Genomic DNA, 23,637 nt, shown 5'->3' with positions numbered 1-23,637 from the left:
CCGTCAGCAGGGGGTCAATGGACCCGCACGTGGACGGCGGCCACCGAGTCGCCCCCGCACCGACCCGCGGTCGATCCCGACCGGTCCGGACCTGGAGGGGGTGGTCTCCATGACCACGTCGCACGCTCAGGGCATCGGCCTCGACGCCGCTGCTGCCCACATCGCCGGCTCCGCCCTGCGGGACGGTCCGCTCGGCTGCGTCGGCCTGGAGCTGGAGAGCCACCTCCTCGATCCGCTCTCCCCCGGGGAGCCGGTGGCCTGGGACCGGTTGACCCGTTCCGTCGACGCCTGCGGACCCCTGCCCGGTGGCAGCCGGATCACCGTCGAACCCGGCGGCCAGGTCGAGCTGTCCGCGCCTCCGGCCCCCGATGTCGCTGCCGCGGTGCTCGGGCTGCGCGCCGACCACGCCACCCTGACCGCGGCGCTGGCGGCCGACGGCCTGGCCCTGGCACTGATCGGCACCGATCCGCTGCGCCCGCCCCGCCGGGTCAACCGCGCCGCCCGCTACGCCGCCATGGAGGACCACTTCGCCGCGGTGGGCTGCGCCGACGCCGGCGCCCGCATGATGACCTCGACGGCCGCGCTTCAGGTGAACCTGGACGCCGGTCCGGCCGCGGGGTGGTCCGACCGGCTGGCACTCGCCCACCGGCTGGGGCCGGTGCTGGTCGCGGTGTCGGCGTGCTCGCCGCTGGCGGCCGGCCGCCCCGGCGGATGGCGCTCGACCCGCCAGCAGATCTGGGGCGAGCTGGACTCGGCCCGCTGCGGTCCGGTCCTGACCGGCGACGACCCGGCCGCGGAGTGGGCCGCCTACGCCCTCGCCGCGCCGGTGATGCTGGTCCGCGATCCGGTCACCGGCACCGCCGAGCCGGTGCGTGCCCGGGTGCCGCTGGCGGACTGGGTGACCGGCGAGAGCCGCCTGGGCGGCAGGGCGGCGACCGAGGCGGACGTCGACTACCACCTGACCACGCTCTTCCCGCCCGTCCGCCTCCGCGGCTACCTGGAGATCCGGTACCTGGACACGGCTCCCGAGCCGTGGTGGCCGGCGCTCGCCGCCGTCACCACGACGCTGATGGACGACCCGGTCGCCGCCGGCCGCGCCGCCGACGCCTGCGCTCCCGTGGCCGGCCGCTGGAGCGACGCCGCCCGGCTGGGGCTGGCCGACGCCGCCCTGCGGACGGCCGCGGTCGCGTGCTTGACCGCCGCCCTCGACGCGACCCCGCCCGCCCTGTCCGCGGAGGTCGGTTCCCTGCTGGAGCTGGTGATCCGGGGGCAGAGCCCCGGGGACGCCCTGCTCGAGCGTGCCGGCGGTTCCGATCCGCTGGCCGTGCTCCGCGCCGCCACCGACCTCCCGGAAGGACGCCCATGACCTCCCCGTCGCCCGAGGTCCGCGAACGCCTCGCGCGGGACCTCGAGTCCGCCCGGAACCGCACGCTGCTGCTCACCGACCACGACGAGCCGGTGCTGCTGCAGCAGCACACGCCCCTGCTCAGCCCGCTGGTCTGGGACCTGGCGCACATCGGCCAGCAGGAGGACCTGTGGCTGCTGCGCGCCGGCGACGGCCGCCGGGAGGGGCTGCTCCCGGCGGACGTCGAGGCGCTGTACGACGCCTTCACCCATCCCCGCGCCGTCCGGGCACGGCTGCCCCTGCTGCCGCCGGTGGAGGCCCGGGCGTTCTGCCGCGAGGTGCGCGGACGGGTGCTCGACCGGCTGGAGCGCCTCGGTGCGGACGACGACCCGTTCGACTTCGCGATGGTCGTCAGCCATGAGCAGCAGCACGACGAGACGATGCTCCAGGCGCTGGCCCTGCGCCCCGGCGCCGCGCTGCTCGGGCCGGGAAGCCCGCTGCCCGCCGGACGCCCCGGCGTCGCGGGCACCTCCGTCCCGGTGCCGGGCGGCTCTTTCCTGCTCGGCGTCGGCGCGGCCACGGAGCCGTTCTCGCTGGACAACGAACGCCCGGCGCACCAGGTGGACGTCCCGGCGTTCCGCATCGGCCGGGTGCCGGTCACCAACGCCGAGTACGCGGCGTTCGTGACCGACGGCGGCTACCGGACGCCGCGCTGGTGGTCGGCGCGCGGCTGGGAGCACCGCACCGCGGCCGGGCTGGAGCGCCCGGAGTTCTGGGGGCCGGACGGCACCCGCGTGCGCTTCGGCGTGACGGAGGAGCTGCCGCCCGACGAGCCGGTGCAGCACGTGACGTTCTTCGAGGCCGAGGCGTACGCCGCGTGGGCGGGCGCGCGGCTGCCCACCGAGGTGGAGTGGGAGAAGGCCGCCGCCTGGGATCCGGCGACCGGGCGCCGCCGGCGGTACCCCTGGGGATCGACGGAGCCGACGCCGGAGCTGGCCAACCTGGGCGGAACAGCACTGCGCCCGGCTCCGGTGGGCGCCTATCCGCGGGGAGCCTCGGCGTACGGGGCCGAGCAGCTGCTCGGCGACGTGTGGGAGTGGACCTCCTCACCGTTCCGCCCGTGGCCGGGTTTTCAGCCCATGCTCTACGCCGGGTACTCGGCGCCGTTCTTCGACGGCGACTACCGGGTGCTGCGCGGCGGCGCCTGGTCGGTGGAGGCCTCGACCCTCCGGCCGAGCTTCCGCAACTGGGACCACCCGATCCGCCGGCAGATCTTCAGCGGATTCCGGCTGGCCTGGGACGCCTGACCGTGTGCCGACACCTCGCCTGGCTCGGCCGGCCCCGCACGCTGGCCGAGCTGGTGCTGGAACCGCCGTCCTCGCTGCTCGTGCAGTCCTATGCGCCGCGGCGGCAGCGGCACGGAACGATGAACGCCGACGGCTGGGGCGTGGGCTTCTGGACGCCGGGTCGCGCCGCGCCGGCCCGCTGGCGATCGGCCCGGCCGCTGTGGGCCGAGCCGTCCTTCGCCTCGGTGGCGCCGTCGCTGTCGTCCGGCTGCGTGGTCGCCGCCGTGCGGTCGGCCACGGCCGGCATGCCGCTGGAGGAGAGCGCCGCCGCGCCCTTCACCGACGGGCGGGTCCTGCTCTCGCACAACGGGCGGGTCGACCGGAACGTGCTGCCCGCGGTGCGCGACGCCGAGTCCACCGTCGACAGCGCGCTGCTGGCGGCGCTGGTGTTCGACCGCGGGCTGGACGCGCTGGGCGACGTCGTCCGGGAGGTCGGGCAGGCGGACCCCGGAGCGCGGCTGAACCTGCTCGCCGCCGACGGCGCCCGGCTGCTGGCCACGAGCTGGGGCGACACCCTTTCGATGCTGGTGACCCCCGACGGCACCGCGCTGGCCAGCGAACCGTGGGACGACGACCCGGCCTGGACCGACGTCCCGGACCGCTCCCTCGTCGTCGTGACCGCCGACGGCATCGCCGTCACCCCCCTCGACCGGCAGGACGCCGCGTGACCTTCTCCCTCACCAGCCACCTCTCCCCCGGCGACGCCGACGCGGCTCTCCGCGCCGACGTCCTGGCGGGGCTCACCGCGCAGCCCAGGTCGCTGCCGCCCCGGTGGTTCTACGACGAGCACGGCAGCCTGCTGTTCGACGAGATCACCCGGCTGCCCGAGTACTACCCGACGCGCGCCGAGCGGGCCGTGCTCGAGGCGCAGGCCGCGGGCATCGCGGCCGCCTCCGGCGCCGACGTCCTGGTGGAGCTGGGCAGCGGGACGTCGGAGAAGACGCGGCTGCTGCTCAGCGCCCTGCGCGACGCCGGCACGCTGCGCCGGTTCGTGCCGTTCGACGTCGACCGCTCGGTGCTGGAGGCCGCGGGAGCGGCGCTGACCGCCGAGTACCCCGGGCTGGAGGTGGCGGCGGTCATGGGCGATTTCACCCGCCACCTCGGCACCCTCCCCACCGACGGCCGCCGGATGGTCGCCTTCCTCGGCTCGACGATCGGCAACCTGGAGCCCGTGCCGCGGGCGGCGTTCCTGGCGGAGCTCGCCTCGACCCTCGGACCCGACGACTCGCTGCTGCTGGGCACGGACCTGGTGAAGGATCCGGCCCGGCTGCTGCGCGCCTACGACGACTCGGCCGGGGTCACCGCCGCGTTCAACCGCAACGTCCTGGCCGTGCTGAACCGGGAGCTCGACGCGGACTTCGACCCGGCCGCCTTCGAGCACGTGGCGCACTGGGACGAGACCTGCGAGCGGATCGAGATGCGGCTCCGGTCCTCGCGCGACCAGCGGGTCAGGATCGCGGCGCTGGACCTCGAGGTGCGGTTCGCCGCCGGGGAGGAGATGCGCACCGAGGTGTCGTCGAAGTTCCGCCGCGGAACCGTCGAGGCGGAGCTGGCCGCGGCGGGGCTGCGGCTCACGGACTGGTGGACCGATCCGGCCGGCGACTTCGGCGTCTCGCTCTCCCGGCCGGTCGCCGCCGGCTGAGAGGGGTGTCGGCGGCACCTGGGAGGATCGGCCGGTGCCGTCCGCCCCTCCGGTCTCCGCCCCGCCGCGGGCCGCCCGCGCCGCCGTCGGCACCTGGTTCTTCGTCAACGCGGTGCTCTACGCGCAAGTGCTGCCCCGGCTGCCGGAGATCAAGGCCGACCTCGACCTGAGCAACGCGGCGCTCGGCACCGCGCTCGCCGCCGCCCCCGCCGGAGCGCTGCTGGCGGCGCTGTGGTCCGCGCCGCTGATCCGGCGGCTGGGGTCCGGGTGGGTGGCCGTCTACGGGCTCGTGCTGCTCGCCGCGTTGATGAGCGCGGTGGCGGTCGCGCCGTCGTGGGCCGTGCTGGCCGGCGTCCTCCTGGTGGTCGGCGCGGTGGATGCGCTGGTCGACGTCGCGCAGAACGCGCACGGCCTGCGGGTCGAGCGGCGCTACGACAGGTCGATCTTCAACGCCTTCCACGGGCTCTGGAGCGTGGGCGCCGTCGCGGGCGCGCTCATCGGGTCGGCCGCCGCCGGGCTCGACGTGCCGCTGGGCTGGCACCTGGGCGGGGTCGGCGTCTTCTTCGCGGCCGTCGCGCTCGTCTCGTCCCGGGCCATGCTCCCGGGGGCCGACGAGGACGACCGGGCGCCCGAGGTGAGAGCGCCTGCCGCCGGCGGGGCGCTGAGCACGCGGTCGCGCTCGCTCCTGCTGCTCGGCGCGTTCGGCCTGCTGGCCGCGGCGGGGGTCTTCGTCGAGGACGCGGGCGCCTCGTGGAGCGCCATCTACCTGCGCGAGGACCTCGGGGCGGGCGCCGCGACGGCGGGGCTCGGGCTCGTGGCCCTGCAGACGACGATGACGGTGGGCCGGCTGACCGGCGACCGCGTCGTCGACCGGTTCGGCCAGCGGGCGGTGACCCGGGTCGGCGGAGTGCTGGTCGCGCTCGGCATGGGCGCCGCGCTGGCGTTCCCCTCGATCCCCGGAACGCTCGCCGGGTTCGCGGTCGCCGGGCTCGGCGTCGCCACCCTGGTGCCGGCGGCCTACGCCGCGGCCGACCGCCTCCCGGGACTGCCGCCCGGCGCCGGGCTGTCGATGATCAACTGGCTGCTGAGGGCGGGGCTGCTGATCTCTCCCCCGCTGGTGGGCGTGATCGCGGATGCGGCGAGCCTGCGCGTTGGGCTGCTGACCGTGGTCGCCGCCGGCGTGGTGACCGTGGCGGTGGCCGGCGTCCTGGCCGGTCGGCGCGGCTGAGGGGAACGACCCGATCGGGCGTACTGCTCACACCGCCGTTCCCGGCAGAATTCGCGCCGTGGCCACCTCCTCCTCGAACGGTCCCCTCTCGGCGCGGTCGCTCGACGACCTGCTCGACCGTTACGAGGAGTTCGACTTCTCCGCCGGGGACGACGACGAGGCCGACCGGGCGCGCGCCGCCGAGGCGGACGCCGTCGCCGCCGAGGTGCTGCGCCGCCGTCCGGAGGATGCCGGGTTCTGGTTCGACCGCGGACTGCTCGCCAAGTGGCGGCGCGACTGGCCGGCGGCCCAGGAGTTCAACTCGCGGGCTCTGGCGCTGGTCCCCGAGGACGAACGCGAGGAGGAGCCGGCCGCCTGGAACCTCGGCACCGCCGCCACCGCCCGTCGCGACTGGGCCACGGCCCGTCGGGCCTGGGCCGCCTACGGGATCGACGTGGGCGGTACGGGCGACGAACCGGTCGACGCGGACCTGGGCCCGGCGGTCGTGCGGCTCAACCCGCCGGTGCGCTACATGGGCCAGCGGGATCTGGAGATCGACGGTCGCGCCGGCGACGCCGAGGTGGTGTGGGGGTGGCGGCTGGACCCCGCCCGCATCCGGATCACCAGTGTCCCGACGCCCGACTCCGGTCACCGGTACGGCGACGTCGTGCTGATCGACGGGCAGCCGCACGGCACCCGCAACGTGGACGGCGACGACTTCCCGGTCTTCGAGGAGATCGAGCTCTGGGAGCGCTCCCCGGTACCCACGCTCAGCCTCCAGGTGCGCGGCACGCCGGACGACGTCGCCGAGCTCCGCGAGGCGCTCGACCGCGCGGGGCTGACCGTCGAGGACTGGACGACCGAGGTCGGGTACGTGTGCCGCGCCTGTTCGGACGGCCTCGTCCACGACCACGAGCACCAGCCGGAGATCCCGGCCGACGGGACCCGACGGCTCGGCATGTCCGGCGACGGCGACGAGGCGCTGCGCGTCGTGCACGAGTGGCTGGACCGGGCCCCGGGGCGCGAGAGCGAGGACCTGCTCATCGTGCTCGACTAGCCGGACGGGCCGGCGCCGACAGGTGCCGCGCGCTCCGAGGTGCACAGGGACCCCGATCCTCACTACCGTTCCCCGCACGCCGACAGGCCGGGGGTGGATCAGTGTCCACATCGATCGTCGTAGGGCTCGATGGCAGCGACTCCAGCAACCGTGCGGCCGACGCCGGCGCGGACGCGGCCAGGCGGCACGAGCTCCGGCTCGTGCTCGCCTGCGTCGTCCCCTGGTCGCCGTACTCCTTCACGACGGCGGAGGAGAACGAACGGAGGTCCATCGAGAAGGAACGCGAGGTGCGGGCGGCGCACGAACGCGTGCTGGACCCGGTGGTCGAGCGGCTGTCCGTGCCCGGGGGGCTCCAGGTGGAGGGCCTCGTCCGCCACGGTCACCCGGCCGAGACCCTGGTGGCGATCGCCCGGGAGCGGGACGCCGCCTGGATCACCGTGGGCCGGGTGGGCCAGAGCCGGGTGCGCACCCTGCTCTTCGGCTCCACGCCGAGCAGCCTGATCCAGCTCTCCTCCGTCCCCGTCCTGGTGGTGCCGTGATGCCCCCGCAGCCAGATGCGGACGTCCTCGCCGCCGGCTTCGACGAGAGCGTCAACGGCTTCTTCGAGCCGATCTCCACGGCCATCACCAGCGTGGTCTTCTACGCGGTTCCGCTGGACTTCGTGGGCGACGGCGTGGAGCTGCCGCTGATCGTCGTCTGGCTGGTGATCGCCGGGCTCTTCTTCACCGTCTACCTGCGCGGATTCCAGTTCCGCGCCTTCGCCCAGGGGATCCGGCTGATCCGCGGGAAGTACGACGACCCGCGCGACGCCGGCGAGGTCACCCACTTCCAGGCGCTGGCGACCGCCGTCTCGGGCACCGTCGGGCTGGGCAACATCGCCGGGGTCGCCGTCGCCATCTCGCTCGGCGGGCCGGGCGCCACCTTCTGGATGATCATCGCCGGGCTCCTGGGCATGTGCACCAAGGGCGTGGAGTGCACGCTCGGGGTCAAGTACCGCAACGAGTACCCGGACGGCCGGGTCTCCGGCGGACCGATGTACTACCTGACCAAGGGGCTGCGGGAGAAGAGCCCGCGGCTGGGGACCCTGGGCAAGGTCCTCGCCGTCATGTTCTGCATCTTCACGCTGGGCGGGGCCGTCGGTGGCGGCAACATGTTCCAGGCCAACCAGGCGTTCTCGCAGGCGCAGTCGGTGACCGGCGGCGAGGACGGCCCGCTCGGCTTCGGCGCGGCGGGCGCCGTCTTCGGGCTGGTCCTCGCCCTGCTGGTCGGGGCCGTGATCATCGGCGGGATCCGCAGCATCGCCCGGGTCACCGACAAGCTGGTGCCGTTCATGGCGGTCTTCTACGTCGTCGCCTGCTTGGCGGTGCTCTTCTCCAACCTCGGTCAGGTGCCCGGTGCGCTCGCCGACATCGTGACCCAGGCGTTCAGCCCCGAGGCGGGCTTCGGTGGCGTCGTCGGCGTCCTCATCCAGGGGTTCCGCCGGGCGGCGTTCAGCAACGAGGCGGGTCTGGGCTCGGCGGCCATCGCGCACTCGGCGGTCAAGACGAAGGAGCCGGCCACCGAGGGGCACGTGGCGGTGCTCGAGCCGTTCATCGACACCGTCGTCATCTGCACGATGACCGCGCTGGCGATCGTGATCACCGGCACCTGGGCCGACGATTCGAGCGCTCCCGGGGTGGAGACGACGTCGGCGGCGTTCGAGACGGTGGCCGGCTGGTTCCCGCTCGTGCTGGCGATCGCGGTGATCCTCTTCGCCTACTCGACGATGCTGGCCTGGAGCTACTACGGCCTCAAGGCGGCGACGTACCTCTTCGGCGAGTCGATGATCGTCGACCGGACGTGGAAGCTGATCTTCTGCCTGTTCGTCGTCATCGGTGCCTCGTCGACGCTGGACGCCGTCATCGGCTTCTCCGACAGCATGATCTTCCTGATGTCGGTCCCGAACGTGATCGGGCTCTACATCCTGGCGCGGGTGGTGAAGGGCGAGATCAATGGCTACCGCGAGCGCCTCGAGACCGGCGAGATCGTGCCGGCCGCGGAGCGGACCTGAGTCGGCGCACCGGCGACGCCGCCGCTGGCGACACCGGCTGCCCACCCGTTGTCAACGCCGGCCGCTGATCTGTGGACTGGGCTCCGACCTGGGGGTTCGTGCTGCGACACCGCGTCGTGCAGCAGCTGCAAGCGCTGGGATCGCTCCCGACGAGCTCTCGGGCGAGCGGCTGGAGGGCATGTTCGGCCCGCAGCTGCTGGAGCGGCTGACTCCGCTGCTGACGCTGCAGAACTGGGGCCCGACGGCACCGAGATCCTGATCTTCCAGAGGTCGCCGAACAACCGGTGACCACCCGAGCCGGCTGACGGACACGCCGGGTGGGGAATGCCCGCGCGTGCCCGACCCTTGCCACCACTTGTGCCGACCCCGACGCTCACCAGAGCCCCTGCCTTCTGGACGGCGTCCGGCATCCTGCTGCTCGTGCTCGCCGCCTCCGGCGTCCCGACGCCGCTGTACCGCGTCTACCAGGAGGAGTTCGGCTTCGGGCCAGGGATGCTGACCACGGTCTTCGGCATCTACGCGATGGCCCTGCTCGCGGCGCTGCTGGTGGTCGGCGGGCTCTCCGACCACGTGGGCCGCCGGCCGGTGCTCGTCGGCGGCCTCCTCCTGCAGGCCGTCGCGATGGTCGTCTTCCTCAGCGCCGACAGCGTCGGATGGCTGCTGGCCGCCCGCGTGCTGCAGGGCATCTCCATGGGTGCCCTGACCGGCACGCTCGGCGCGGCCCTGCTGGACACCCAGCGCCCCGACAAGCCCCTGGGCGCCCTGGTCAACAGTGCGGCGCCGGGATTCGGCCTGTCGATCGGCGTGGTGGGCGCCGGCGTGGTGGTCGAGTTCGTGGCCGAGCCGACCCGATGGGTGTTCATCGCCCTCACCGGAGCCCTGGTCCTGGCGGCCGCCACGGTGTCGCTCCTCCCCGAGACCTCGCCCCGTGCCCCGGGTGCACTCGCCTCGCTGCGTCCCACGGTGCGGGTCCCCCGCTCCCAGCGGCCGGCGTTCGTCGCGGTGCTGCCGGTACTCCTCGCCGCATGGGCGCTCGGCGGGCTCTACCTGTCCCTGGGCCCGTCCGTCGCGGCCTCGGTCTTCGGGATCGAGGACCACCTGGTCGGCAGCCTCCTCGTCCTGGCGATGCAGGGATCGGCCGCGATCGGCGCGGTCATGGGCCGCACGCTCGCCCACGAGCGAGCCATGGTGGCCGGCGCCTCGATCTTCGCCGTCGGTGTCACCGGCACGATCGGCGCACTGCTGACCGTGCAGACCGTGGCGCTCTTCATCTCCGCCGTGGTCTCCGGCGTCGGCTTCGGCCTGGCCTTCCTCGGCGCGGTCGCCACCGCCAGCGCCGGAGTGGCGCCGGCGGACCGCGCAGGCCTGATGTCGAGCATCTTCGTGGTCGGCTACCTCAGCTTCAGCGTGCCCGCGATCATCGCCGGCGCCGTCGCCGGCTCCGTTCCCCTGGAGACCGTCACCGAGGTCTACGCGACAGTGCTCGTCGTCCTCGCCCTCGCGGCGATCGCGGGCGTGCGCCTGCGGCGTCGCCGCGCCGGTCGCCCCGAGCCGGTGCTCGACCCGAGCCGGGAGTCGCTTCCGGCCTGAGCCGGTTCAGGCGCCCGGGTACGGCGTCGAGCGCAGCGCCCGGGCCAGGTGCGCGGCGTTCTCCGCCAGCGTCGCGGTGGTGGAGGCGACCGCCTCGGGCGTCTCGTCGAGGTCCAGATAGTCGGTCCCGCCCATCGCCTGGTCGTTCCAGTACGTGGCCCCCTGGGCCGGGATCGTGAAGCCGATGTCGTTCAGCCCCTGGAACAGGTCCGCGATGATCTTGTGCGCGCCGTCCTCGTTCCCGACGACCGACACCACCGCCACCTTGCCGGTCACCTTCGGTCGCCCTGAGTCGTCGGTCTCCGACAGCTCGCCGTCCAGCCGCTCCAGCACCCGCTGGGCGATGCTGCTCATGTGCCCGACCCAGGTCGGCGTCGAGACGATGAGGATGTCGGCGGCCATCATCTGCTCGCGGATCGCCGGCCACTGGTCACCCTCGCCCATGTCCACCTCGACGCCGGGCTTCACGTCGTGGTCCGCCACCCGCACGACGTCCCCGGCGACGCCGTGCTTCGCCAGCTCGGCCAGCACCTGACGGGCGATCAGGTCGCTGCTGGACGGCGCGGGCGAGGCCTTGAGGCTGCAGACCAGGGCGAGGGCACGGAGGGGCGAGGTCTCGGTCATGCTCCGGGAACTCCCCGCCCACCTGGGGTTCCACACATGACGATCACGCGGCGAGGGGCCGACGCCGACCGTCAGTCGCGCTCCACGGCAGCGAGGAAGCCGTCCACCCGCTCCCGCAGCTCCGCCGTCCGCTCACGCACGACCTCCTCGGGATCCAGCGTCCGCAACCACGCCGGGATCTCGGTGCGCACCCGTGCGGCGCAGGCCAGGTCTGCGCAGATGTAGGTGCCGACGGTGTTCCCGTTCCGGCCGGCCGCGCCCGTGCGACGAGCGGTGAACAGCGAGATCGCGTCGCCGGACTGCTCGGTCTGGCAGAGCAGGCACATCGCCGCGGTGCGGCTGGACATGCGGCTCTCGGCGGCCCGAAGCGCGACCCCCACGTACCCGTCGTCGCGCGGCACGACCAGGTATCCGCGCAGCGGCGCCTTCGGATCCCGCCAGCCCAGGAACTCCAGGTCCGGCCAGGGCAGATCGGCGAAGTTCCGGGGCAGGCTGAGGCCGGCGGCCTCTCCCCGCGAGCAGTTCACGAACGATCGGCGCAGCTGCTTGTCGGTCAGGCTCTCCACGTGCAGGTGCTCCTCGGGTGGTGCGGCTGTTCCCCGGCGATGCTGCACGACGGCCCCGCCCCGTCGCGATCGGTTTTCCCGGGTGACGCCGGGTGGGAGTGCGGGCGATAGGTTCGGCACGGCCCGTTCCCCACTCCCGGAGGCCGCCCGATGTCCGACGTGCTCCTCGTCCTGCTGATCGTGGTGCTGGTCGCCCTCGTGGTCCTCGCCGCGGTCATCCTGGTGCTCCGCCGGCGGAACCTCGCAGCCGCCCGGCCGGGACCCCGCGTCGACCCGCTCGCCGACGAGCCCGACGTCTACGACCCGCACCGGATCGGCGTCGGCGACGTCATCACCTACGCCGGCATCGACCACGTCGTCCGCGGCACGATCTCCCTCGAGGAGGGCGGCATGACGTGGAAGGAGCACCTGCTCGACGGCTCCACCGGACGCCGCTGGCTCACCGTCGAGGACGACGAGGGCGACCTGGAGATGACCCTCTGGATGCGCCGTGAGGGCACGAACCTCGAGCCCGGTGGCGACGTCGTCCTCGACGACCGGGTGCACCGGCAGGTCGAGCGCGGGCGGGCGAACTACACCGCCGAGGGCACCACCGGCACCCCGCCGACCGGCACCGTGGACTACGCCGACTACGCGACGGCGGACAAGACCGGGCTGCTCGCCTTCGAGCGCTGGGCGCCGACCCAGTCCTGGGAGGTCTCCACCGGCCGCGCGGTTCTCCGCGGCGAGCTCACCGTCTACCACCGCACCGGCGAGACGCCGTGAGCCTGCACCTGCTCGACATCGAGCCCCGGGACGTCGCCGCCGCCTCCCTGGGGCTGGTCCTGGACCGCCCGGCGCCGACCCCGCTCGCCGAGCTGAGGCTCTCCGACGGCGCCGGCGGCGGAATCGTGCTGGGAGTGCTCGGCGCGTCCCACGTCGTCACGGCGCACGCGCGCGGCTCCCGGCTCACCGAGGAGATCTCCTGCGACGCCGTCCTCGCCGGCGGGGAACCACTCCCCCGGCACCGCCGGGCCGACGGCTACGAGCTCACCTCCACCGTCGAGCGCACGTCCCGCGCCGCGCTGGACGCCACCGCCGACCGGCTGCGCGCCCGCGCGGCCGGCGAACCGGGCTGGCTGCTCGGCGCCTTCCCCGGCTCGACGGGCGCGCTGACCGCCCTCACCGCGCAGCCCCTCGCCGGAGGCGGCTGGACGTGGGACACCTGGCACCTCTACCCCGACGGCGAGACCGGCGAGATCGTCACGACCCGGAGCAGGTGGACCCCGTGAGCGCACCCCGCCGGCTGGCCGCCCTCGCGCTGGCCGCCATCGTCCTGCTGACCGGTTGCGGCAGCGGTGGGAACGTCCGCGGCTTCCTCGAGGACACCTACCGGCTGACCGACTCCGACGGCGACACCGCCACCTACGCCTCGCCCGACCCGGTGGGCACGACCACCGCGGCGATCGCCGACGCCGTGCCGCCCGCCGAGCGCCAGGCCGACGGCGGCAACGAGTACCTCCGCTACGACGACGACATCGTGATCGTCACCGCGGCGACCGGCGGCAGCACCGTCCGCGTCGAAGACCTCGACGGCCGGTACCGGGGCGGCTTCTTCGCCTTCCTCGGGCCCGGTTTCCGGCCCGGCTCCCCCGCCGGCGCCGGTGGCGGCGGCGGCCCGGGCGACGGCAAATGACCCAGCACCCGATCCCAGGAGGAACCCCGACGTGAGCACGACATGGCAGGCGCTGGAGTTCGGCAGCGTGGACGGCGCAGCGCTCGGGGACGGGGTGCTCGCGACGCTGCTCTACTTCGCCATCGGCTTCGCGGTGCTGGCGCTGGGCTTCCTCGCGCTGGACCTGCTCACGCCGGGCAACCTGCGCACCCAGGTCTACACCGACCACAACCCGAACGCCGCGATCCTGCTCGGTGCCAACCACCTGGCGCTGGCGATCATCGTGGTCACCTCGATCATGACCAGCGACGACAGCCTCGGCCAGGGCCTGGTCGACTCCGCGGTCTACGGCGTGCTCGGCGTGGTCCTGCAGGCGGTGGCGCTGCGGCTGCTCGACGCGTTCGTGCCCGGCAACCTGCGCGACGTCGTGAACACCCCGCGGATGACGGGCACCGCCTGGGCGATCGGCGCCAGCCTCGTCGCGATCGCTGCGGTGAACGCCGCCGCCCTGTCCTGACCGGCGTGACCACCGCCGAGCGGACGACGGCGGTCGGGCCCCGCGCCCGGCCGCTGCTGCTCGCCGCGGTCGCGGTGTGCGCCGCCTGCGGGCTGATCTACGAGCTGGTCCTGCTCACCCTGTCGGCGAGCCTGGTCGGCGGCGGCATCACGCAGACCTCGCTGATCGTGGCCGGCTTCGTCGCCGCCCTCGGGGCCGGCGCGCTGCTGGTGAAGCCGTTCCTGCACCGGCCGGCCGCCACCTTCGTCGCGGTGGAGATCCTGCTCGGGGTCGTCGGCGGGCTCAGCGCGGTCACGCTCTACGTGTCGTTCTCGTTCTACGGCACCAGCTCGGCGGTGCTGCTCGGCGCGACCGCGGTCATCGGCGTGCTCGTCGGCGCCGAGGTGCCGCTGCTGATGACGCTGCTGCAGACCGGCCGCACCGGCATCGACGCCGAGGGCTCGGGCAAACTGCTCGCCGACCTGAACGCCGCCGACTACGCCGGTGCGCTGATCGGCGGTCTGACCTGGCCGTTCCTGCTCCTGCCGCTGGCCGGGCAGATCCGCGGCGCCGCACTGACCGGCGTCATCAACCTGCTCGCCGCCGCGGTCGTGGCGACCGTCCTGCTGCGACCCCAGCTGAGCACCCGGGCCCGGCGCGCCGCGACCGCCGCTCTGCTCGTCGCCGCGGCGGTGCTCGGCGTGCTGCTGCTGCGCGCCCAGGACATCGAGACCACCGCCCGCCAGCGCCTCTACGACGACCCGGTGGTCGCCGTCGAGCGGTCCCGCTACCAGGAGATCGTGCTGACCGACCGGGCCGGGGACGTGCGGCTCTACCTCGACGGCGACCTGCAGTTCTCCAGCCGCGACGAGCACCGCTACACGGAGTCGCTGGTCCACCCCGTGCTGGCCCGGGATCCCGCCCGCGTGCTGATCCTCGGCGGCGGCGACGGCCTGGCCGCCCGCGAGGCGCTGCGGCACCCGTCCGTGCGCGAGGTCGTGCAGGTGGAGCTGGACCCCGAGGTGATCGAGCTCGCCCGCACCCGCCTCGCCGGCCTCAACGACCGCGCCCTGGACGACCCCCGGGTCGAGGTCGTGACCGAGGACGCCTTCGCCTGGCTGCGCACCCCGGCGGCGACCAGCTTCGACGCGGTGGTCGTCGACATGCCCGATCCCGACACCCCGGTGCTCGGCCGGCTCTACTCCGAGGAGTTCTACGGGCTCGTCGCCGCCACGCTGGCACCCGACGGCCTGGTCACCGTGCAGGCCGGCAGCGCCTACTCCACGCCGACCGCCTTCTGGCGCACGATCTCCACGCTCGACGCAGCGGGGCTGGCGGCCACGCCGTACCACGTGCACGTGCCCAGCTTCGGTGACTGGGGCTTCGCGCTCGCCCAGGCCGGCGATGAGCCGCCGGCGCCCGTGCTGTCGCCGGACGCGCCGGCCCTGCGGTTCCTCGACGACGCCGTCCTGGCGGCCTCCGCCGTCTTCCCCGCCGACCGCCCGCGGCAGCGGCTGACGCCCTCGACGCTCGACCGGCCGCTCATCGTCGAGGACATGCGCGGGGGGTACGTCGACTGACGGTGCCGTGAGCATCGCAGCGAGGAACGAGCGAGGAGCGGGGCCGGAAGCCGACCGGTGGTATGGCCGACTGACGCCTGTAGCGTTTCCCGCGTGACTGCCGCTGCCTCCACCCCCTCCGCACCGGCCGGCACTGCGGTCGAGGAAGCCGCCCGGCGGCGCACGTTCGCCGTCATCAGCCACCCCGACGCCGGCAAGTCCACGCTCACCGAGGCCCTCGCGCTGCACGCCCGCGTGATCGGCTCGGCCGGCGCGGTGCACGGCAAGGCCGGCCGTCGCGGCACGGTGTCGGACTGGATGGACATGGAGAAGGACCGCGGCATCTCCATCACCTCGGCCGCCCTGCAGTTCGGCTACCGCGACGCCGTCGTCAACCTGCTCGACACCCCCGGTCACGCCGACTTCTCCGAGGACACCTACCGGGTGCTGACGGCGGTCGACGCCGCGGTGATGCTCGTCGACGCCGCCAAGGGCCTCGAGGCGCAGACGATGAAGCTCTTCGCCGTCTGCAAGCACCGCGGCATCCCGATCCTCACGGTCATCAACAAGTGGGACCGCCCGGGCAAGGACGCCCTCGAGCTGATGGACGAGATCGCCGAGAGCACCGGCCTGACGCCGACCCCGCTGACCTGGCCGGTGGGCATCGCCGGCGACTTCCGCGGCGTGCTCGACCGGCGCAGCGGCGACTTCCGCCGCTTCACCCGCACCGCCGGCGGCGCCACGATCGCCCCCGAGGAGCTGCTCTCCGCCGACGCGGCCGCTGCCCAGGAGGGCGACGTCTGGATCCAGGCGCAGGAGGAGGCCGAGCTGCTCACCGAGTCCGGCCAGAACCACGACCAGGAGTCCTTCCTCGGCGGGATCAGCACCCCGGTGCTGTTCGCCTCGGCGGTGTCGAACTTCGGCGTCGGAGCCCTGCTGGACACCCTGGTCGACCTGGCGCCCCCGCCGGCCGGGCGTCCGGACGCCGAGGGCGTGGTGCGCGACCTGGCCGCCCCGTTCAGCGCGTTCGTCTTCAAGGTCCAGTCCGGCATGGACGCCGCCCACCGCGACCGGCTGGCCTACATCCGCATCTGCTCCGGCGTCTTCGAGCGCGGCATGGTCGTCACCCACGGCCGCACCAAGCGCCCGTTCGCCACCAAGTACGCCCAGCAGGTGTTCGGCCGTGACCGCGAGGTCGTCGACCTCGCCTACCCCGGCGACGTCGTGGGTCTGGTCAACGCGAACGCCCTGGGCGTCGGCGACAGCCTGTACAGCGAGAAGCCGGTGAACTTCCCCCCGCTGACCACCTTCGCGCCCGAGCACTTCGGAGTCGTCCGGAGCAAGGACACCGCCAAGCACAAGCAGTTCCGCAAGGGCATCGAGCAGCTGGACTCCGAGGGCGTGGTGCAGGTGCTGCGCTCCGACCGCCGGGGCGACGGCTCCCCCGTGCTCGCCGTCGTCGGGCCGATGCAGTTCGAGGTGGCCACGCACCGGATGGAGCACGAGTTCAACGCCGCCGTCCACCTCGACCGGCTGCCGTACAGCATCGCGATGCGCACCGACGAGGCGTCGGTGCCGCTGGTGACCGCCTCGGGCGGCACCGAGGTCGTGCAGCGCTCGAACGGTGAGCTGCTGGCGCTGTTCACCGACAAGTGGGCGCTGCGGATGCTGCAGCAGCGGCACCCGACCATCACCCTCGAGCCGCTGGTGGCCGCGCAGCTCGCCTGAGGCGTCAGTCCAGCAGCGTCCGGTAGATCTCCCGGGCGTGGTCGAAGACGAGGAAGTGCCCCTCGCCGGGCGGCCAGTGCGCCGAGCACTTCGGCAGCATCGTGCTGAGCACCTGACCGAGGACGACGGGCACCTGCCAGTCCTGCGTCCCGTGCCAGATGTGCACCCGCTGCCGCACCTCGGACAGCGGGAAGCCCCACGGCCGGAACAGCAGCGCACGGTCCTCGGCGAGCGCCGCCGGGCCCTGACGCATCCCCTCGGCGAAGGTCGTGGCGAGGATCCGCCGGACCGCCGGGCGGCCGATCACCCGCCGGTCGGCCGGGTTGAGCCGGAGCTGCAGGTAGCGCGGGATCAGCTCGGGACGCAGCGCCAGCGGCGCGAAGGCCGGCCGCAGCACCGACGCCAGCTGCGCCGGACGGTGCAGACCGGCCCGGACCCGCGACGGGATCCAGCGCGGCCACGGCCACGGGACGTCGGGCGGCGGCGCTCCGCCGAGGATCCCGACGACCTCCACCCGGTCCCCGAGCGCGTGCGCGCAGGCCAGCGCGTAGGCGGCGCCACCGGAGAGGCTGAGCGTCCGGAAGCGGTCGACGCCGAGGGAGTCCAGCAGCTGCTCGACGTCCCCGGGCCAGTCCGCCACCCGGCGACCCGGGTGCGGATCGGAGCGCCCGAACCCCGGACGGTCGGGGACGACGAGGCGCACACCCCACCGCCGGTAGTCCTCGACGTCCTCGACGTGCCGCTCCAGCCGCGAGCTGGGCGACCCGTGGCATCCGAGCACCACGACCCCGTCGGGGTCCCCGTACTCCGCGTACGCCATGGTCCGGCCATCGCGCAGCCGGATGGTGCTCTCCCGGGGTCCTGGATGCATTCGGCACCCCTACCCCGCTAGCGTGCCGCCCATGGCTGTCGACCCCCGCGGAGCTGACCTCAAGCGGTACCTGCAGGAAGACCCCGGCGGGCCGGTGGTGATGCTCAACCTGCTGCGGTTCGCCGAGGGCGGCCGCGAGCTCTACGCCCAGTACGCGGCGGCGCTGAGCGACACGTTCCTGGCGCGGTACGGCGGCGAGGTCCTGTACTCCGGCGACGGCTCGACGTCGCTGGTCGCCGAGGACGGCCAGTCGTGGGACGCGGTCCTGCTGGTCCGCTACCCCTCGCGCGAGGCGTTCAGCAGGATGGTCGCCGACCCCGAGTACCAGCAGGTCACCGAGCTGCGCACCCGCGCGCTCAGCGAGGCCGTGCTGCAGGCGACCGTCCCCTGGTGAGGCCCGGGGGCCCTCGACCGCTGGGTCAGTGACCCCGGAAGGCCTCCTCCAGCCACCAGGACGGCTCACCGCGGGTGACCTTGGCGTCCACCAGCAGCGGCGAGGCCCGGGGGCCGGCCAGCCAGGTCGCGACGCCGGCCAGGTCGGCGGACTCCCGGACGGTCAGGGCGTCGAAGCCGAACCCACGGCCGATCGCGGCGAAGTCCGTCTCCGGGAAGCGAACCGTCTGCAGCGGATGGCCGTCCGGGCCGAAGTGGTGCACCTCGGCGCCGTACGCGGCGTCGTCGTAGACCACGACGACCATCGGCAGCCCGAGCCGCACCACGGTCTCCAGCTCGGACGCGCCCATCAGCGCGCCGCCGTCGCCGAGCGCGGCTACCGGGAGCCGGTCGGGCCGGGCGAGCGCGGCGCCGATGGCGGTGGCCAGGCCCAGGCCGACGGACTGGAACGCCTGGGTGAAGCAGAACCCGTGCTGATCCGGGACGTCGAGGAACATGCTCGGATAGCCCATGAAGTTGCCGGAGTCGACGGCCACGATCCGCTCGGCCGGCAGCAGGTCGTCCAGGCCGATCGTCAGCGTTCGCGGATCGATCAGCCCCGCTCCCCCGGCGTCGTCGTAGGGCTCGTCGCGCCAGCGCCGACGCGCGGCGATCGCGTTCCGGATCTCCGCCGTGCGGTAGCCCGTCGCGGTCGCCTCCTGCAGCTCCGCCGCCGCCGCGGCCACGGCCCGGACGTCGCCGACCACCCCGAACGCGACGTCGCGCTGCGCGCCGATCGCGTCGGCCTCGTCGTCCACCTGGACCACGACGGCGTCGTCGGCGATCAGCCGGCCGTGCCGCATGGTCCACATGTTGAGCTGGCAGCCCCAGCCGACGATCAGGTCGGCGCCGGGGATCAGCTCGGCCGCGAGCGGGGTGGCGAACCCGCCGGAGACGTCGAGGTCCCACGGGCTGCCGCGGAACAGGCCCCTCGCCACCGCCGAGGTGGCGAGCAGCGCCCCGCACCGGTCGGCGAGCGATTCCAGCTCGGTGCGGGCCGCGCGGGCGCCGCGGCCGGCGACGAAGACCGGCCGACGCGCCCGGCGCAGCGCCTCGGCGAGCCGGCCGGCGTCCACCTGCGCGGCGTCGGGAGCCGGCGGGGGCTGGGCGGCGGAGGGTTCCGCGGCGGGCTGCGCCTGCACCTCCAGCGGCAGGTTGAGGACGACGACGCGGCGCTGCTCCCGCGCGGTCTCCACCGCCACCTGCGCGTAGCGCTCCGCGGTGGCTGCCGACGTCACCCGCACCGACACCGCGCCCACGGCCTCGGCGAGCGCGGGCTGGTCGACGAAGAAGTTGGAGCGCCGGTTCGTCGTCTCCGCGGTGAGCACCACCAGTGGCGTGCGGCTCTTGGCCGCCTCGGTGATCCCGGTGAGCGCGTTGGTGAACCCGCACCCCTGGTGCAGGCTCACCGCCGCCGGCCGGCCGCTCATCCGGGCGAAGGCGTCGGCCATCGTGGCCGCCCCGCCCTCGTGCCGGGCCGCGACGTAGCGCGCCCCGGCGGCGACCATCGCGTTCGTGGCCACGAAGTTGCCGGAGCCCACGACCCCGAACACCGTGTCGACGCCGCAGCGGACGAGCGTCTCGCCGACCGCCTGGGCGACCGTCCGCGGCGCCGTCATCCCCGCTCGACCAGCGCCAGCACCCGGGACGGCGAGCCGGAGCCGCCCACGATGGGCAGCGGGGCGGCCACGACCAGGGCACCGGTCGGCGGCAGCTGCGCCAGGTTCTGCAGCTGGGTGAGCCCGTACTTGCCGCTGCCCATCAGCGCGCTGTGGCACGGGAAGGGCGGGTCGAAGGAGTGCGCGGCGCCGGCGTCGGTGCCGACCGTCTCCACGCCCAGGCCGATCACCGGGGACTCCTCGGCCACCCACCGGGCGCACTCGACCGAGAGGCCGGGCGTGTGCGGCCCGCTCTCGTCACCGTTGAGGAAGTCGGCCTGCGACTCCGACCGGGCGTCCCAGCCGGTGCGGAAGAGCAGCCAGCCACCCTCGGGCAGCGGCCCGTGCTCGGCCTCCCACTCGCGGATGTGCTCGACCTCGAGGAGGAAGTCGGGGTCCTGCGCCGCGCGTTCCGAGAAGTCGAGCACCGCGGCCGGGGCGATCAGCTTCCGCGCGGCCACCGAGGCCACGTCCTCGCCGTCGCGGCCGGTGACCCAGTGGTTGGGGGCATCGAAGTGGGTGCCGGTGTGCTCGCCGGTCCGGATGTTGTTCCAGTACCAGGCCGGGCCGCGATCGTCGTAGCGGCTGAGCTCCTCGAGCTGGAACGTCGCCGTCTGGGCGAACGGCTCGGGCAGCTGGATGACCGGCGTGCCCGAGTGCAGCGGTGCGGTGAGGTCCACGACCTCGATCCGCGCGGTGGCCAGGGCCTCGGCGAAGCTGGACAGGATCGACATGCGCGGCGGCCCCTTCTCAGGCGGTCGGAACGGGCGTCAGCCAATCACAGGCCGGGCAGGCGCCGCCTGTCCCGCGGTCGTGTACGTGGCCAAGGCGGTGAAGGACCTGGCGACCCACGGCTGAGCCAAGGAGTCAGCCGGCCAGCACGACCCAGCCGTGCGGGGGCACCCGGACCCGGTTCCCGGCCCGTTCGGCGGCTCCGGCGAGCACCTCGCCGGCGCCGGGCACGGGGAGCTCGGCGGCGGCGTCGGCGACGTTGAGCGCCACCACGAGCCGCTCGCCGTCGGCGGTCACCTCGTAGGCCAGCTGCTCGTTGGCCAGGTGCAGCGCCCGGGTCCGCGCCGTGTGCAGCCACCGGTGCCGCCGTCGCAGGCCGATCAGCTCCTGGTGCAGCCGGTAGGTGGGCAGCCCGAGCGGGGAGAGCTCGGCCGGCGACGCCGGGAAGGGCGGGCGGACGGCGTCGTCGCCACCGGCCCGGTCCTCCTTGACGCCGCGGAAGGCGTGCTCGTCGCCGGCGTAGACGGCCGGGGTGCCCCCGACGGTGAACAGCACGACGAGGGCGTGCGCGAGGTGCCGCTCGTCGGTCAGCCGGCTGGCGATCCGGGTGACGTCGTGGTTGCCGACGAAGGTGTACGGGGTGAACCGCTCCAGCAGCGCCGAGTGTCGGCCGAGCGCTGCGTCCAGCTCGTAGAAGTTGGCGTCGTTGAGCGAGCTCCAGACCGCCTTCCACAGCTCGTACTGGGTGACGGCGTCCAGATGGGAATCGGTCACGAAGCGGGGATAGTCGCCGTGGATCACCTCGCCCATCAGGTAGGCGTCGGGGTGCCGCTCGCGCACCCGGTCGGCCACCCTCGCCCAGAAGTCGGTGGGGACGGCGTAGGCGGCGTCCAGACGCCAGCCGTCGATCCCGCGGTCGAGCCAGTGCGTCATCACCTCGACGACGTGGTCCTCGACCGCCGGCGCGCCGTGGTCCAGCGCCACGAGGGCCGAGTGCCCCTCGAAGTCGTCGACGTCGGGTTCGGTGCCCGGCGTCCACGCCTCGGGTCCGCCCGGCCAGCGCAGCCGGAACCAGGAGGCGGTGGGCGCGGACGGGCCCTGCTCGAGCGCCGCCCGGAACGCCGGGTGGCTCCGGCCCACGTGGTTGAAGACGCCGTCGAGCAGCACCCGCAGCCCGCGTTCCCGGCAGGCCGCCAGCAGCGCGTCGAGGTCGCCGTCGTCGCCGAGCCGCGGATCGATGCGGAGGTGGTCGACGGTGTCGTAGCCGTGGGTCTCCGACGCGAACACCGGGCCCAGGGCCAGCCCGGAGGCGCCCAGCTCCAGCGCATGGTCCAGCCAGCCGGTCAGCTGCGGCAACCGGTGCCGGATCGGCTGCTCCGGCTCACCGCGCGGATCCGCACCCACGAAGCCCAGCGGGTACACGTGCCACCAGACGGCATCCCGCACCCACTCCGGCCCATCCGTCCGCCCGTCCGTCATGCCGGCGATGCTGCCCTACGGCCCTGCACGGGACACTCCCGCGAGGGACTCGCGCACCCACCTGCCGTTTTCCTGATCTTTGTGGGTAGAATCCTTACCGGTCGCTGTTGCGCCTCTGCTTTCGTTCTTGAACGTCCGCAGTCGTCTCTGCCTGACGTTCCTCTCGGTCCTGCCGGTCGGTGCGGCGGCCCCGCCCTCGGCACGTGCCGAGGGTGGACACCTCCCAGCACGGAATGAGAACGACATGGCTCAGGGCACTGTGAAGTGGTTCAACGCGGAGAAGGGCTTCGGCTTCATCGCTCAGGACGGCGGCGGCGCCGACGTCTTCTGCCACTACTCCGCCATCGTCAGCGACGGCTACCGCTCGCTCGACGAGGGCCAGCAGGTCGAGTTCGACGTCACGCAGGGCCAGAAGGGCCCGCAGGCGGAGAACGTTCGCCCCATCTGATTCGGGCATAGCGACGGGGTCACGGTGCACTGCACCGTGGCCCCGTCGTCATCTCCGCACCCGCCGTTCCCCACCGTCGTCATCGAGGAGCACCCATGGCCGAGCACGTCGGACTCTGCGCGGACGCACAGCTGGGCTGCCCCTGCCGGGGTGACGCGACGATCCACCAGGACCGCACGCGGGAGCTGAACGAGGCCCGGGCCGCCGGCCCGGAGGCCGTGGAGTGCCCGGAGTGCGGGGAGGCGACGACCGCCGTCTCCATCGCCACCTGGGGCAACTGCCGCGCCTGCCGGACCGCGCACTCGCGGTCCACCCACCCGCTGCGCTGGTGAGCCGGCCCGGCCGGATCAGGGCCGGGTGATCCGCTCGACGGCCTCGCGAGCCAGCTCCGGTGGCACGACGTGCCCTCCGGAGAACTCCCGGTAGGTGACGTCGTATCCGTCCTCGCGCAGGGCCGGCACGATCCGGCCGCTCGTCCGGTCCAGGGGCAGCACGTCGTCGCCCCTGCCGTGGGACACGAAGACGTCCGGGGTGCCCGAGCGCGGGGCCGCGGGCACGAAGCCCGGCGAGAAGGCCACGACGGAGGAGAACAGCTCCCCGTTGGCCAGGCCGAGCCCCAGCGCGTACGAGGCTCCGTCGGAGAATCCGGCGACCGCCACCCGCGCGCCGTCCACGGGCAGTTCGGTGAACACCTGCTCCAGCGCGCGATCGATTCCCCGCGCGTCCGGGCCGTAGTCCCCGCCGACCGCGTCCCAGGTCGCCCTCTGCGAGCCGGGCGCGAGAACCGCGATGCCGTACTCCTCGGCTAGCGGTTCGAACAGTGCCAGGCCGGCCTCCGGGTTCCCGCCGGCCCCGTGCAGGCTGACCACCAGCGGCAGCGGGTCCCCTCCGGCGAGCCCTGCGGGTACGTGCAGCAGCGGTTCCCGCGCTGCTCCCAGCCGCAGCGTCCGGGTGCCCGGCGGCACCGCCCCCGTCCGGTCCCTCGGGTCGCCCGGCCGCGCCGAGAGCGCCGCGGCCGAACCGCCGGGCCGGCTGCCGCCGCCTGGTCGGCTGACCGCGCAACCGGCCAGCAGCGCAGCCAACCCGAGCCCGGCACTTCCGGACAGGACCGCGCGACGGGTCGGCATGCCGGCTCCCCGGGAGATGGCCGGAC

At 74.1% G+C, this 23,637-nt stretch carries 25 protein-coding genes; 18 read left to right on the top strand and 7 right to left on the bottom strand.

All coding sequences use genetic code 11. The annotated features are described in order from the left end of the window. Positions 1 to 109 precede the first annotated feature (109 nt). From egtA to LBW97_RS09890, 9 genes are all read left to right on the top strand, one after another. Positions 110 to 1,366: an ergothioneine biosynthesis glutamate--cysteine ligase EgtA gene (gene egtA / locus LBW97_RS09930; RefSeq protein ID WP_224499264.1), complete on the top strand. Its 1,257-nt coding sequence runs from the start codon at positions 110 to 112 to the stop codon at positions 1,364 to 1,366. Beyond that, positions 1,363 to 2,652 carry an ergothioneine biosynthesis protein EgtB gene (gene egtB / locus LBW97_RS09925; protein WP_224499263.1) on the top strand — a complete coding sequence of 430 codons (1,290 nt, stop codon included), beginning with the start codon at positions 1,363 to 1,365 and terminating at the stop codon, positions 2,650 to 2,652. The genes egtA and egtB overlap by 4 nt, the downstream gene beginning before the upstream one ends. A 2-nt stretch (positions 2,653 to 2,654) precedes the next feature. Continuing rightward, complete coding sequence (gene egtC, locus LBW97_RS09920) at positions 2,655 to 3,359, top strand: ergothioneine biosynthesis protein EgtC (RefSeq protein ID WP_224499262.1); 705 nt, start codon at positions 2,655 to 2,657, stop codon at positions 3,357 to 3,359. Beyond that, the gene (egtD, locus tag LBW97_RS09915) at positions 3,356 to 4,333 is read left to right on the top strand and encodes an L-histidine N(alpha)-methyltransferase (RefSeq protein ID WP_224499261.1); all 978 of its coding nucleotides are present in this window, start codon (positions 3,356 to 3,358) and stop codon (positions 4,331 to 4,333) included. Before egtC ends, egtD begins: the two co-directional genes overlap by 4 nt. Positions 4,334 to 4,367: 34 nt before the next feature. Continuing rightward, entirely contained in the window at positions 4,368 to 5,561 is a 1,194-nt protein-coding gene (locus LBW97_RS20425; RefSeq protein WP_224499260.1) for an MFS transporter, read from the top strand. Between the two features lie 58 nt (positions 5,562 to 5,619). Beyond that, positions 5,620 to 6,597, top strand: coding sequence for a hypothetical protein (locus tag LBW97_RS20420; RefSeq protein WP_224499259.1), 978 nt, complete (start codon positions 5,620 to 5,622; stop codon positions 6,595 to 6,597). Positions 6,598 to 6,698: 101 nt separating this feature from the next. Next, positions 6,699 to 7,136: a universal stress protein gene (locus LBW97_RS20415; RefSeq protein WP_224499258.1), complete on the top strand. Its 438-nt coding sequence runs from the start codon at positions 6,699 to 6,701 to the stop codon at positions 7,134 to 7,136. Beyond that, the gene (locus tag LBW97_RS09895) at positions 7,136 to 8,647 is read left to right on the top strand and encodes a sodium:alanine symporter family protein (protein WP_224499257.1); all 1,512 of its coding nucleotides are present in this window, start codon (positions 7,136 to 7,138) and stop codon (positions 8,645 to 8,647) included. Before LBW97_RS20415 ends, LBW97_RS09895 begins: the two co-directional genes overlap by 1 nt. A 357-nt stretch (positions 8,648 to 9,004) precedes the next feature. Next, entirely contained in the window at positions 9,005 to 10,237 is a 1,233-nt protein-coding gene (locus LBW97_RS09890) for an MFS transporter (RefSeq protein WP_224499256.1), read from the top strand. A gap of 6 nt (positions 10,238 to 10,243) precedes the next feature. Here LBW97_RS09890 and LBW97_RS09885 read toward each other — a convergent pair whose 3' ends face one another. Both LBW97_RS09885 and LBW97_RS09880 read right to left on the bottom strand, forming a co-directional pair. Continuing rightward, entirely contained in the window at positions 10,244 to 10,861 is a 618-nt protein-coding gene (locus LBW97_RS09885) for a flavodoxin family protein (RefSeq protein ID WP_224499255.1), read from the bottom strand. A 71-nt stretch (positions 10,862 to 10,932) separates the two neighbouring features. Further along, positions 10,933 to 11,427, bottom strand: coding sequence for an FBP domain-containing protein (locus tag LBW97_RS09880; protein WP_224499254.1), 495 nt, complete (start codon positions 11,425 to 11,427; stop codon positions 10,933 to 10,935). A 150-nt stretch (positions 11,428 to 11,577) separates the two neighbouring features. Here LBW97_RS09880 and LBW97_RS09875 point away from each other — a divergent pair, with 150 nt between their 5' ends. The 6 genes from LBW97_RS09875 (at position 11,578) to LBW97_RS09850 (ending at position 16,864) form a co-directional block, all read left to right on the top strand. Continuing rightward, positions 11,578 to 12,192: a DUF4178 domain-containing protein gene (locus tag LBW97_RS09875; protein WP_224499253.1), complete on the top strand. Its 615-nt coding sequence runs from the start codon at positions 11,578 to 11,580 to the stop codon at positions 12,190 to 12,192. Continuing rightward, positions 12,189 to 12,698: a DUF2617 family protein gene (locus tag LBW97_RS09870; RefSeq protein ID WP_224499252.1), complete on the top strand. Its 510-nt coding sequence runs from the start codon at positions 12,189 to 12,191 to the stop codon at positions 12,696 to 12,698. Before LBW97_RS09875 ends, LBW97_RS09870 begins: the two co-directional genes overlap by 4 nt. After that, positions 12,695 to 13,102, top strand: a complete 408-nt coding sequence (locus tag LBW97_RS09865) for a DUF4247 domain-containing protein (RefSeq protein ID WP_224499251.1) — start codon at positions 12,695 to 12,697, stop codon at positions 13,100 to 13,102. The genes LBW97_RS09870 and LBW97_RS09865 overlap by 4 nt, the downstream gene beginning before the upstream one ends. Before the next feature lie 31 nt (positions 13,103 to 13,133). Then, on the top strand, positions 13,134 to 13,598 hold the full coding sequence (locus LBW97_RS09860) for a DUF350 domain-containing protein (RefSeq protein WP_224499250.1): 465 nt from the start codon (positions 13,134 to 13,136) through the stop codon (positions 13,596 to 13,598). A gap of 5 nt (positions 13,599 to 13,603) precedes the next feature. Beyond that, positions 13,604 to 15,157: a polyamine aminopropyltransferase gene (locus LBW97_RS09855; protein ID WP_224499249.1), complete on the top strand. Its 1,554-nt coding sequence runs from the start codon at positions 13,604 to 13,606 to the stop codon at positions 15,155 to 15,157. A 93-nt stretch (positions 15,158 to 15,250) separates the two neighbouring features. Next, a complete protein-coding gene (locus tag LBW97_RS09850; protein ID WP_224499248.1) occupies positions 15,251 to 16,864 on the top strand; it encodes a peptide chain release factor 3 in 1,614 nt (537 codons plus the stop codon). Between the two features lie 4 nt (positions 16,865 to 16,868). Here the strand turns inward: LBW97_RS09850 and LBW97_RS09845 are convergent, their stop codons facing one another. Then, complete coding sequence (locus tag LBW97_RS09845; protein ID WP_224499247.1) at positions 16,869 to 17,735, bottom strand: alpha/beta fold hydrolase; 867 nt, start codon at positions 17,733 to 17,735, stop codon at positions 16,869 to 16,871. A gap of 31 nt (positions 17,736 to 17,766) precedes the next feature. Between LBW97_RS09845 and LBW97_RS09840 the strand changes: the two genes are divergently transcribed. Continuing rightward, a complete protein-coding gene (locus LBW97_RS09840) occupies positions 17,767 to 18,129 on the top strand; it encodes a DUF1330 domain-containing protein (protein ID WP_224499246.1) in 363 nt (120 codons plus the stop codon). Between the two features lie 25 nt (positions 18,130 to 18,154). Here LBW97_RS09840 and LBW97_RS09835 read toward each other — a convergent pair whose 3' ends face one another. The 3 genes from LBW97_RS09835 to LBW97_RS09825 all read right to left on the bottom strand — a co-directional run bounded on the left by LBW97_RS09835 (position 18,155) and on the right by LBW97_RS09825 (position 22,036). After that, positions 18,155 to 19,786, bottom strand: a complete 1,632-nt coding sequence (locus LBW97_RS09835) for a thiamine pyrophosphate-binding protein (protein WP_224499245.1) — start codon at positions 19,784 to 19,786, stop codon at positions 18,155 to 18,157. Next, positions 19,783 to 20,559, bottom strand: a complete 777-nt coding sequence (locus LBW97_RS09830; protein ID WP_224499244.1) for a cyclase family protein — start codon at positions 20,557 to 20,559, stop codon at positions 19,783 to 19,785. The genes LBW97_RS09835 and LBW97_RS09830 overlap by 4 nt, the downstream gene beginning before the upstream one ends. A 133-nt stretch (positions 20,560 to 20,692) precedes the next feature. After that, the gene (locus LBW97_RS09825) at positions 20,693 to 22,036 is read right to left on the bottom strand and encodes an alpha-amylase family glycosyl hydrolase (protein ID WP_224499243.1); all 1,344 of its coding nucleotides are present in this window, start codon (positions 22,034 to 22,036) and stop codon (positions 20,693 to 20,695) included. Between the two features lie 244 nt (positions 22,037 to 22,280). Here LBW97_RS09825 and LBW97_RS09820 point away from each other — a divergent pair, with 244 nt between their 5' ends. Next, the gene (locus LBW97_RS09820; RefSeq protein WP_040339557.1) at positions 22,281 to 22,484 is read left to right on the top strand and encodes a cold-shock protein; all 204 of its coding nucleotides are present in this window, start codon (positions 22,281 to 22,283) and stop codon (positions 22,482 to 22,484) included. A gap of 95 nt (positions 22,485 to 22,579) precedes the next feature. After that, positions 22,580 to 22,816, top strand: a complete 237-nt coding sequence (locus tag LBW97_RS09815; RefSeq protein WP_224499242.1) for a hypothetical protein — start codon at positions 22,580 to 22,582, stop codon at positions 22,814 to 22,816. A gap of 15 nt (positions 22,817 to 22,831) precedes the next feature. On the opposite strand, the gene LBW97_RS09810 is transcribed toward LBW97_RS09815, so the two are convergent. Then, positions 22,832 to 23,611: an alpha/beta hydrolase gene (locus tag LBW97_RS09810; protein WP_224499241.1), complete on the bottom strand. Its 780-nt coding sequence runs from the start codon at positions 23,609 to 23,611 to the stop codon at positions 22,832 to 22,834. Between the last annotated feature and the right edge of the window lie 26 nt (positions 23,612 to 23,637).

It is taken from the genome of Blastococcus sp. LR1, from assembly GCF_020166105.1.
GTDB lineage: Bacteria > Actinomycetota > Actinomycetes > Mycobacteriales > Geodermatophilaceae > Blastococcus.
Note: the sequence above shows the minus strand (reverse complement) of the source record. Positions and strands in the feature narration are given on the sequence as shown.